Origin of the sequence: Pseudomonas sp. Leaf127, from assembly GCF_001423155.1 — a bacterium.
In the GTDB taxonomy this organism is placed as follows: Bacteria; Pseudomonadota; Gammaproteobacteria; order Pseudomonadales; family Pseudomonadaceae; genus Aquipseudomonas; species Aquipseudomonas ovata.
On the sequence record NZ_LMOA01000025.1, the window covers coordinates 1 to 10732 of the forward strand.

10 protein-coding genes are annotated in these 10732 nt (G+C 56.0%); 7 read left to right on the forward strand and 3 right to left on the reverse strand.

Going from position 1 to position 10732, the window contains the following annotated elements:
- Nucleotides 1–131 precede the first annotated feature (131 nt).
- Nucleotides 132–698, reverse strand: coding sequence for an HD domain-containing protein (locus ASF84_RS26125; protein ID WP_056841809.1), 567 nt, complete (start codon nt 696–698; stop codon nt 132–134).
- A gap of 33 nt (nt 699–731) precedes the next feature.
- Nucleotides 732–1607, reverse strand: a complete 876-nt coding sequence (locus tag ASF84_RS26130; RefSeq protein WP_056841810.1) for a helix-turn-helix transcriptional regulator — start codon at nt 1605–1607, stop codon at nt 732–734.
- A gap of 192 nt (nt 1608–1799) precedes the next feature.
- Here ASF84_RS26130 and ASF84_RS26135 point away from each other — a divergent pair, with 192 nt between their 5' ends.
- Nucleotides 1800–2852: an ADP-ribosylglycohydrolase family protein gene (locus ASF84_RS26135; RefSeq protein WP_056841811.1), complete on the forward strand. Its 1053-nt coding sequence runs from the start codon at nt 1800–1802 to the stop codon at nt 2850–2852.
- A 324-nt stretch (nt 2853–3176) separates the two neighbouring features.
- Nucleotides 3177–4448, forward strand: coding sequence for an MFS transporter (locus tag ASF84_RS26140; RefSeq protein WP_056841812.1), 1272 nt, complete (start codon nt 3177–3179; stop codon nt 4446–4448).
- 5 nt (nt 4449–4453) lie between these two features.
- Here the strand turns inward: ASF84_RS26140 and ASF84_RS26145 are convergent, their stop codons facing one another.
- A complete protein-coding gene (locus ASF84_RS26145; RefSeq protein WP_056841813.1) occupies nt 4454–5497 on the reverse strand; it encodes a helix-turn-helix domain-containing protein in 1044 nt (347 codons plus the stop codon).
- A gap of 460 nt (nt 5498–5957) precedes the next feature.
- On the opposite strand from ASF84_RS26145, the gene tssA reads away from it, so the two are divergent.
- From tssA to tssE, 5 genes are all read left to right on the forward strand, one after another.
- The gene (gene tssA, locus ASF84_RS26150) at nt 5958–7508 is read left to right on the forward strand and encodes a type VI secretion system protein TssA (RefSeq protein ID WP_056841814.1); all 1551 of its coding nucleotides are present in this window, start codon (nt 5958–5960) and stop codon (nt 7506–7508) included.
- 100 nt (nt 7509–7608) lie between these two features.
- Nucleotides 7609–8106 (forward strand): type VI secretion system contractile sheath small subunit, encoded by a 498-nt coding sequence (gene tssB, locus ASF84_RS26155; protein ID WP_056841815.1) that lies wholly within the window; start codon nt 7609–7611, stop codon nt 8104–8106.
- A 3-nt stretch (nt 8107–8109) separates the two neighbouring features.
- Complete coding sequence (tssC, locus tag ASF84_RS26160) at nt 8110–9594, forward strand: type VI secretion system contractile sheath large subunit (protein ID WP_056841816.1); 1485 nt, start codon at nt 8110–8112, stop codon at nt 9592–9594.
- A 156-nt stretch (nt 9595–9750) separates the two neighbouring features.
- A complete protein-coding gene (locus tag ASF84_RS26165; protein ID WP_056841817.1) occupies nt 9751–10239 on the forward strand; it encodes an Hcp family type VI secretion system effector in 489 nt (162 codons plus the stop codon).
- Nucleotides 10240–10324: 85 nt separating this feature from the next.
- Nucleotides 10325–10729, forward strand: coding sequence for a type VI secretion system baseplate subunit TssE (tssE, locus tag ASF84_RS26170; RefSeq protein ID WP_056841818.1), 405 nt, complete (start codon nt 10325–10327; stop codon nt 10727–10729).
- The last annotated feature ends 3 nt before the right edge of the window (nt 10730–10732 follow it).

Sequence of the window (10732 nt, forward strand, 5' to 3'; positions counted from 1 at the left end):
GGTAGTGTGGAGCTTCTCCATGTGAGAGTAGGTCATCGTCAAGATTCAAACCCAGAACCCCTGATCGCTCTGCGATCGGGGGTTTTGCTTTGCGCGGAATAAAACATTCCCCGGTCGCTTACGATCAATCCTCACTCAGGCAACATGCCCTCCCCGCCAGCCACATAAAGCTGCTCATACCGCGCCATGCTCTCGGCAAGCCTCTGTCCGAGATAGGCATGTACATGCCCCAGCCATTGCAGGATCTGCGCCGACTCAGCGTGATAAGACGTCCGCTTGGCGTGTGTCCATGTCACAGGTGCCGATTGCAGATTGGTAATGCGATCGCACAGTTTGATCACTGCCGCCTCGCGCGAGTGATTGGCGATTGCCTGTAAGTAACGCTCTTCCGAAAAAGGCACTATCAGGTTCTTGCTCAGGCTGGCAACCGTTGAAGTAACCTTCACCCCAAAGACTTCTATCAGCGTTTCCTGGGCGGTGTTCGTATCCTCCAGCACGTCATGCAAGAGAGCTGCCGGAAGGGCAACCTCAAGCTCGCCCACGGATTCCTGTCGCTCCGCGAAGATCAGCTCATTGGCAACCATGGCGACGTGCGTTGCATAAGGCAGCTCAGAGGCTTTCATCTTTTGCCCCAGATGGGCTTGGGAGGCGAAGAGCCAGGCCTTGTTGTAGAGAGGCTGAATATCGTTACGGGTCATATGAAATCATCCTGGTATGCGTTTAAAAACAGCTCAATCATAGAGCCAGGGTTTGAGCTCCTTGAGATTGGCTACCACGATCTGCTGCGCTTCAGGGTGAGGATCCAGATTCCTGTGATCGATCTGGTAGCGTTGCAGCACATACTTCACCAGTGCGCTGCGGCTGGGGACGATCAATTGTCCCTCCTGCATGCCAAAATCGGTTTCGATAATAGCCTGTTGTGCCTTGTCCAGACGCCCATCGGGCTGTATGAGTACCATTACCTCGGTATTCCACTCGGTATCTGCCTCTATCCCGTTTTCTGTCTTGTCGTCGCGCAGGTCAGGAATACCCCTGAATCGGCTCAAGACGAAATCACGGTATTCGCGGTTCTTCTCGCAATAGGCCCGGACGTGCCAGCGCATTCCGGTATAGACCAGCGTATGAGGCGCAATGATCCGTCCTTCAGGAATGGGACTTTTCAAAGAGACATACTCGATGTCCAGGCGTAGATGCTCGCGACACGCCTTGAGCAGCGGCCGCAGGATTTCAGCTTTGATCGTGCGATCCGGCACCTCAAGCACTCGAGTATGCGCATACGCCAGTGCCAGGCCTTCGATGTGTGGCGCCCGTGCACTGTTCTGGTAAAGCAGGTGCAGATAAGCGCTTGCACTGTTGTCTATGAACCGCGGGCTGAATACCGGGCTGGGTATATAGCCCTTGAGCTGCTTGTCATATGTAAGGTTTTCAGGCGCATGTTCATTGATGTAGGTATTGATGTCCTTGGACGCTTGCTGACGGCTGATGCCAAAGCTCTGCATCAAGTGCACTGTGGTCAGCCGGCCTTCCCACCACGCAACCGTCTCGATCAATCGATAGCGAAGTGCCAGGTCCCAGCGTACCTGCCTGATGTCCTGCTGCCGTTTCATGATGGCTCCATAGGCGTGAATTATTTACCTGTATAAGTCTACATTCTATACGTGTCGCCAAACTCTACATATTCTGGATTGGTTTTCGACCCTAAATGATTCATGCAAGGAAACAGACATGACGTCGGATTTCATTTCACCAGGAGCGCTATTGGCAATGAGCCGAATCGCGCTGCGGCAAGCAGGCTACCCATGAACAGACTTGAACGAATCAGGGGCTGTCTGCTGGGCGGTGCGGTCGGTGATGCCTTGGGAGCTCCGGTGGAGTTTCTCGGGTGGACGGCCATTGAGAAACAATTCGGAGCGGCAGGGATTGCGGATCTTCAATCAGCCTATGGGGTAATGGGCGCGATTACCGATGATACGCAAATGATGCTGTTTACTGCCGAAGGGTTATTGCGGAGTTGGGTACGCGGGTACTCGCGAGGCCTCTGCAACGTTCCATCCGTGATCCACCACGCTTTGCTGCGCTGGCTGATGACCCAGGATCACGAGCCGCTAACCGCTGTAACACTCAACGGCTGGCTGGTTCAGGAACGTGCACTCTGGTCCCGACGTGCGCCGGGTAACACGTGCGTCAGCGCGCTCATGGCCAGCCGGCATCTTGGCTTTGCGGCCGAAAACAATAGCAAGGGATGCGGCGCAGTCATGCGTGTTGCGCCTTGTGCCTTTTTCGCAGAACCTTTTGAAACCGCCAGCGAATCCGGGCGCCTGACCCACGGACACCCGGCCGGTTACCACGCTGCGGGCCTGTTCGCCGACATCCTGCAACGCATGAGCGAGCAGACCGTCAGCCTTGAACATGCCCTGAGTGAAAGCCTTGCTGCCCACGGCCAGAAGCCCGGCATGGACGAAGTACGCACCAGTCTTGAAAAGGTCTTGTTCTACTTCTATGAAGGCTACCAGCCAACCCCGGATCGTATCGACGAGTTCGGTGGGGGATGGATTGCCGAAGAGGCTCTGGCCATCGGCGTCTGGTGCGCACTCTCGGCGCCTTCCTTCGAGCAGGGTGTGATCAACGCTGTAAACCACAGCGGCGACAGCGACAGCACCGGACTGATTGCCGGGCATTTACTGGGCATCCAGTACGGCCCGACGGCGATACCGGCCCGTTGGCTTGAACGATTGGAGTTACGCAATGTGATCGAAAAGGTCGCTGCCGATATCGAGCGGGTGCCAAGAGATTATCAGGGCGGTGCAGGTGCCCTCGACAGTGATATTGAGGTTCACTATCCGGGTAATTGATAGCAGCGCTTGAGTCAAAGACACTCCTGATGTGTGAAGTCACAACGCGTTATGCCCGGCCTGACTAATTATCGGGCGCACTTCCATGGGCGGTGACTGGCCTGTGTTAATTTCAGGTGGTCGGTCCTGCAAGTCTGCATGTAGACTTGCAGGTCGCAGAAAACGCACCGGTCAAATATTCATGGGCTGAACCCAGTCCGTGAATCGATCCGGGTCTGTCGTGGCCGTGGATACATCAGATTGTTTCGCCGAGGGCGTTATGTCGATTGAAACCAAGGGCGTTCAGCTCCCCGATATCTGGGTCTGCCCGGCGAGGGCCTGCGAATGACGTCGACGCTTGTATCGGACCCTTTGCCGATCATGAATCAACAATCCAGAAAAATCGTATTGGCGGTCGTTATCGGCAATGGACTGGTGATTTATGATTTCACGGTGTATGGTTTTTCGGCCGCGATCATCGGTCAGCTTTTCTTTCCATCGGATAATCCGCTCTCTTCGTTGCTGATGTCATTGCTGACGTTTGGTATCGGCTTTTTCATGAGGCCGTTGGGGGCAATGGTTATTGGCCGTCTGGCCGACCGTAAAGGTCGAAAGGCAGGGCTTAATGCGTCCAACCTGTTAATGGCCATAGGCACCGCCTTGATTGCGTTTATGCCGACCTATGCTTCTATTGGCGTAACCGCGACACTGTTTATTGTACTTGCACGTTTGCTACAGGGGTTCGCCACCGGTGGCGAAATAGGCGTTGCGTCGGCGGTCTTAATGGAACTGGCGCCAAAGGGTAGGCGTTGTTACATGGTCAGTTGGCGCTCGGCCAGTCAAGCAGCAGCAGCATTGACGGGGGCCCTGACAGGCGCTGCAACAACGGCGTTTCTGACACCTGAGCAACTGCTGGACTGGGGGTGGCGCCTTCCTTTTATGCTGGGCTTATTGATCGCTCCAGTGGGCTGGATCATTCGGCGTAACATGGTCGAGACCCTGTGCTCCCATGAGCCACGACCCTCATTCAGAGCCTTGTTAAGCGTGCACCGCACCCCGTTGTTGCTGGGGATTCTGTTGATTGCTACACCCACGGCAAGTATCTATCTGATGGTGTTGTACATGCCGACTTACCTGGTCCGCAATCTAGGCATGTCGCCCACCATGAGCCTGATTTCAGCGTGTTTTTCGAGCGCCATGTTATTTATCGCAGCGCCTTTGTTCGCTCGTCTTGCGGACCGGTACTTGGCCCGCAAACCCACTCAATACATAACAATGCTGGCCAGCATCATGTTGGTCTACCCGGTGTTTCTCGCCTTGACCCAAGGGCTCGACGAATGGGCATCCATCCTGATCATTACCGGCTATTCCTTGGTGGCCCTGGGCAATAACGGGGTCACGACCGTGATGATTATGGAGTCTTTTCCGCACCATCACCGCGCCACGGGCATGTCGATGGTGTACAGCATTGGCGTGACGGTATTTGGGGCCTTCAGTCCGTTCTTCGTGACCTGGCTTATTGGCACAACCCATAACCCGATGGCCCCGGCTTGGTATTTACTGGGCACGATGATAATCAGCCTGTATGCCTTGATTCGATTTCCCCGCGCAACCTGAGTGTGTCAGGTGCCCTGACAGGCACGGGCGAAAGAAAAGGAGGGTGCTTTTTTCTGCAGGGCCAGATAACGGTGGTCCTGCGGCGACATTCCATAGTGTCGGCGGAAGGCCCGGGTAAAGTCTGATGCACTGTTAAAGCCCAGGCTGTAAGCAATTTCAATAATTTGTCGATTAGGGTAGCGCACGATTTCATCGGCGGCTTCACGCAAACGACAGTTTATAATGTAGCGGCCCAACCCCCCTTCATGTTGAAAAAGGCGGTACACCGTTGCCCGGGGGAGTTGTAAAGCACTTAGCGCACTTTCCGGTGTCAGCCAGGGTTGATACAAGTGCTCTTTTATATAGCGCCTGGCTTGATCGAACATGGCACTGCGTGCCGCTGCTCGCACATTCCCGCTTAATTTGGCCTGTTTTGCAAAGGCCCCTAGCATTAGCTGAATACTGATATCGAATGCATGGATGCCTTCGCTTTCGCTCATGCCTGGAAGGTTTTTTGACAGCCCGGCGACATGTTTGATCAGCAGCCTGGTCAACGGATCGTCATTCTCGAAGACACGCCCATGCAGGGACTCTGCATGCGGCAGCGTCTGCTCGACAATCAGGCGCGGTACGAAAAACGTCAGTACTCGGCACCGGCTGCGATGCATCCGTATCGGCTGATTCAGGTCAAGCGCCATGATACTGGCCGAAGCAAGCTGTCGACGCTCGAGGCCGGCACTTTCAATGCAATCGATTCCGCCTTGGGTGTACACCTGGAATACATAGTCACGCATGCTGTCGGTAGAGATGCGGGCCACCGGGCGATCAAGCAGCAGGTTATCGCTGGAACAATCAGTAAATACGCGCCCGCCCAGCCTGTACAGATCGATGGAGGCCCTGAACGGACGGTTCACGTCAGCCGAGGACGGAAGTACATCGATAACATGGCCGACACGACGCCGCCATGCCAACAATTGATTGGCCACCGGCTCGGCAGCGACATCGAAATGATCATGGTGTTGCCGGGTGCCTGTTTGGCGCAACGCCTGGCCAGAGGGTGGAATATTCATGATTTCACGGCGAGCCAAATGATCGGGTTGTATTAATAACCCATCGTGGTGGGTGACGTTTCAGTCAAGCAACAGGCCACCTCCGTGTCATCAATCCCCTACGTCCCTGCGTTGTAATTGCTGCGCGATCGGCAATGTACGGCGAATACTTTGTCATTGTCTAGCGCCTCCGTTTCCTGATCGTAAGGCGCGCAACAGCCCGGTCCAAAAAAAATTCAAGAACTGCAACGCAGGGTCAAGCCGTGTGGCAGGTATCTGATAATTTCGCCGAAAGTGGTGTTTTAGAGCAGTGCGCGCGTTCATTTCAGGTGTTCACCTGATGCCTTCAAGTACGGCAAGACTTCATTATTTTCTAACGGACAGACCTGTCAGGGCCCGCTGTTCAAGATCCAGGCATCGACGGCCGCTTTTTGTGCCAGTGACGATGTGCCGAGTGATGTGTGGTGTAGCAGGAATACGTATGAGTGGTTTCGATCAAACGTTGGGCGCGTCAGCGATCAGTGGAGTCAGTCCGTCGGGAAACAATCCCCGTGAGGGGGCGGCCTTTTCGCTTGCACAAGTCGAAATTGAAAAACTGGTCAATATTCATGCTGAGTCCGGCGTCGACTGGCACAAGGTGGCCGATGCGTGCGCCCGGGTGCTTCGTGACGAAGGCAAAGACCTCAATGCGGCTGTCTGGCTGGTATGTGCCTGGACCTCAATCAAAGGTCTGCCGGGGCTGGTCAGCGGGGTACATGTTCTGCGCCAAATGCTTGAGCTGTATTGGGACACCCTGACACCACCGCCTGCGCGACTGCGTGCCCGCCGCAATCAGATCGAGTGGATGCTGGAGTGGCTGACAGCCAAGGTCGAGGAAAGCTTCGAGCCAGTGCCTGGAGGGCAACTGGCTGCGTTGCTCGAAGACTGGGATGCCATGGACACGCAATGGCGTGATCGTGATGCTGAAGGACCGCGTTTCTTTACCTTGCGTCGGCGCCTTTCACAACTGCCCGTTCACGCTGCTGTAGCACCCACAATCACCGTGCCGGATATCGTTTCTGCGCCGGTGCAGGTTGTCGACACGCCCATGCCTGCGCCTCCTGCAAAGGCCGCGCCGATACTCGCCGCCGCTCAACCATTGGCAAGCCTGGCAAGCCTGGCAAGCGACGAAGCGATCGAAAATGCCATCAGCAGCGTGTTTGCCTCGCTTAAGCCCCTGATCGGATCCTGTCTTGATTTACAGACCACGTTGCCGTTGCTGTTTCGCCTGAATCGCCAATTGGCCTGGATCACACTGGATCAGCCGCCGCCTTCGCAAGGACCTGCAACACGTCTGCCGGCACCCTCAGACGCTGAGTTCGAGAGCTTCAACCGTTTGCAGAATGTCGGCGAACCTCTGGATATCGTGCGTTTTTGCGAAGGCCGACTCAGCACCTATCCCTTCTGGCTGGACCTTAATCGAGCCAGCCATACAGCCCTTTCCCGTCTTGGCGTCAAAGCCCAGGCAGCGGCGACAAGCCTGGTTCTGGAAACGCGGAGTTTTCTGGCGCGTCTTCCGACGCTCGGCGGGCTGACATTTGCCGACGGCCAGCCATTTGCCGATGGCACAACGCGCAACTGGCTAGAAGGATTGGTGCCACCCGCCCATACGAGTACTGCAGACACCTTGCAAAGCCTGATCGATGAGGCTGCCCACGAGGCTGCCGATGGCCGGCTGAACGAGGCAATGAGTCGACTGCAGGGCAGCCTGCGTGAGGCCGGCGGTGGCCGTGACCGATTCCGTTTGCGCTGCGCTCAATGCGTGTTGCTGCAGCGTTTTGACCCGCGCAGCCAATTGCACGTGGCGGTCGATGTCTTGTTGCAGGAAGCACAGGCACAAGGCCTGGATCAATGGGAGCCCGATCTTGTGCAGCCTTTATTGGAGTTGGCGTTGAGTCAACAGGACAGTGGTTTTAAAGCGATATGGATGCAGCAATTGGCCGCGATCGATCTGCCTGCGTTCTGGCGTCTGGCCAGCCCACAGGCGAGTTGAAACACGCCACAGGCAGAGCCCGATAGACGTGTGCATATCCATGCCATGAGTTTTTCAACGGCCGCGTTAAGCGTGCCCGGTAAACAGGAGTGGGGAATAAATGGCTAGTGAAGGTTCGGTCGCGCCCAAAGAGCGCGTCAATATTGTGTACAGCTCTGATACCGGGGGAGCTCAAGAGCAGGTTGAACTGCCCTTGAAGCAACTCGTCATCGGTGATTTCACCTTGCGTGAAGACAATACGCCAGTCGAAGACCTCAAACCGATACGCGTCGACAAGGACAACTTTACCGACGTGCTCAAGGGGCAAAACCTGAGCCTGCAACTGGCGGTCGCCAATCGACTGTCGGAAAACGCGCCGCAAGACGAACAGATCCCCGTGTCGTTGACGTTCAAATCCATCCGCGATTTTGAGCCTGATGCCATCGTTGCTCAGGTTCCCGAGTTGCAACAGTTGATCGCCCTGCGTGACTCGCTCAAGGCGTTGAAAGGCCCGATGGGCAATTTGCCGGAATTTCGCAAGCAACTTCAGGCCCTGATGAACGATGACGGTGCCCGTGAGCGTTTGCTCGCGGAACTGGGCGTCAAGGACAAGGAATGACCCATGAGTGAAGAAAAAAACCAGGCCACGCAGCTCGCGGGGCAAGCCGTTGAGTCGGTTTCCTTGCTGGATCAACTGGTAGAAGCTACCCGTGTCAAACCCGGCGATGAAGCTTATGCCGTCACCCGTCAAGGGCTTGAAGCCTTCGTCACCGAACTGCTCGAGCCTGCTCGCCAGACCGAGAAAGTCAGTGCGGGCCTGATCGACGACATGATCGCCACGCTGGATGCCAAACTGTGTCGCCAGGTGGATGCCATTATTCACCACGAACAATTCCAGAAACTGGAATCCTCGTGGCGCTCGCTGAAATTCCTGGTCGACCGTACCGATTTTCGCGAGAACAACAAGCTGGAAATTCTCAGCGTCTCCAAGGAGAAGCTGCTCGAAGACTTTGAGGATGCACCGGAAATTACTCGTTCGGGCCTTTACAAAGCGGTTTATACCGCCGAGTTCGGTCAGTTCGGCGGTCAGCCATTCGGCTCGATCATCGGTAACTACGAATTCAACCCGGGTCCGCAGGACATGAAACTGCTGCAATCGGTCGCCGCCATTTCAGCCATGTCCCACACCCCGTTCATTGCCTCGGCAGGCCCGCAGTTCTTCGGCGTCGACAGCTTTGCCGACCTGCCCAACCTCAAGGACCTACAAGCGGTCTTTGAAGGGCCGCAGTTTGCCAAATGGAATGCGTTTCGTGAAAGCGACGATGCCCGGTTTGTCGGCTTGACCTTGCCGCATTTTCTGCTGCGCACGCCGTATGGTGAAGACACCATTCCGGCCAAGACCTTTCGCTATAACGAGAACGTCGGTGGCGGCAACAAAGACTTCCTGTGGGGGAACGCTGCCTTTGCGTTCGCCAGTCGCTTGTCCGAAAGCTTTGGCCAGTATCGCTGGTGCGCCAACGTCATCGGGCCGCAGGGCGGCGGTACAGTCAGTGACCTGCCGGTCTACAACTACGAAGCAATGGGCGAAACACAGACCAAGATCCCGACCGAAGTGCTGATTTCCGAGCGCCGCGAGTTTGAATTGGCCGAGCAGGGCTTCATCGCGCTGACCATGCGAAAGAACACCGATAACGCCGCCTTCTTCTCCGCCAATTCTTGCCAGAAACCCAAGTATTTCGGCAATGACAAAGAGGGCAAGGAAGCCGAACTCAACTACAAGCTCGGCACCCAGTTGCCTTACATCTTTGTGGTCAGCCGCCTGGCGCACTACATCAAGGTCATCCAGCGCGAAAACATTGGCACCTGGAAAGAGCGGGGTGACCTGGAGTCGGAGCTCAATACCTGGATTCGCCAATACGTGGCCGATATGGATAACCCTGCTGCCGGTGTGCGCAGCCGCCGTCCACTGCGCCAGGCAGAGATTACCGTCAGTGACGTCGAAGGAGATCCGGGCTGGTACCGCGTCGGCCTGAAGGTTCGCCCGCACTTCAAGTACATGGGGGCGTCCTTCACGCTTTCGCTGGTAGGCAAGCTCGACAAGAGCTGATGAGCGACAGGTATCAATGCCTGTCAATGCCTGTTCAGAGGTTCATCCGGGGGGCATGACCCCGGAGGTTCCCTGCGATGGATTCAACACAACGACCCAGGCCCCGATGATCCTGATCAGGGCCTGAACATTCACGGATCATCCGGAGTACCCGTTATGCCAATGCCATGCTACTTGAGTATCGAAGGCCATAACCAAGGCAAGATCGACGGTTCCAGTACCGTTGCCGGACACGAGGCCAAGATCCTCGTCCAGGCGGTCGAGCACTTGATCGACATCCCCAAAAACCCGCAAACCGGTCTGCCTGCCGGCAAGCGTGTGCATCAGGGCATGACCTTGACCAAGGAAATCGACAAGGCCTCGCCAAAGCTGTTGCAAGCCCTGACTTCTGGCGAGCAGCTCAAGACCGTCGTGCTCGAGTTCTATCGCATCTCGCCCAAGGGCACCGAAGAAAAATACTACACCATCACCCTGAGCAACGCGGTGCTGGTCTCCTCGCGTACATGGGTACCGAATGTACTAAGCCCTGAGTTCAAGCAGATGGGGCACATGGAAGACATCGGCATCACTTACGAAAAAATCGTCTGGACCTGGGTGCCGGACGGTATCGAAGCCGAAGATTCCTGGCTGGCGCCGAAGGCGTAAGCCAGGGTCGAGCGTTCTACGCCGTCCTGCTTCAGGGCGGCGGTCTTTCGATTACAGAAGGAACAGGGTGTTGAGAGAAAAACGATTGCTCGAGCGCATCATCCAGTTGCAAGACGAGACCCATCGCTCGCATTTGACTCAGGCCGAAATCCTCACGCAGTCCATCGTCCAGCACTTGCAACGCATCTTGAATACCAAGCGCGGCAGCGTGCCCATCGATGCCGAATTTGGCGTACCCGACTTTACCAATCTGGCCGGTTCGTTCGCGACCGGCCAGACCACGCAAATGATTGAAAACATGACGCGCATGATCGCCCGCTACGAGCCTCGGCTGAAATCACCCCGCATCCTGGTTGCCGAAAGCTCCCAGGAAGTGCTGTCGCTGAGCTTCAGCCTCGAAGGCCTGGTGGCGATCAATGACCGCGACATTCCCATCCATCTGGCAACGCGCGTTTCTTCAGATGGCCGTGTGTCCCTGGCGATGCACTAAATC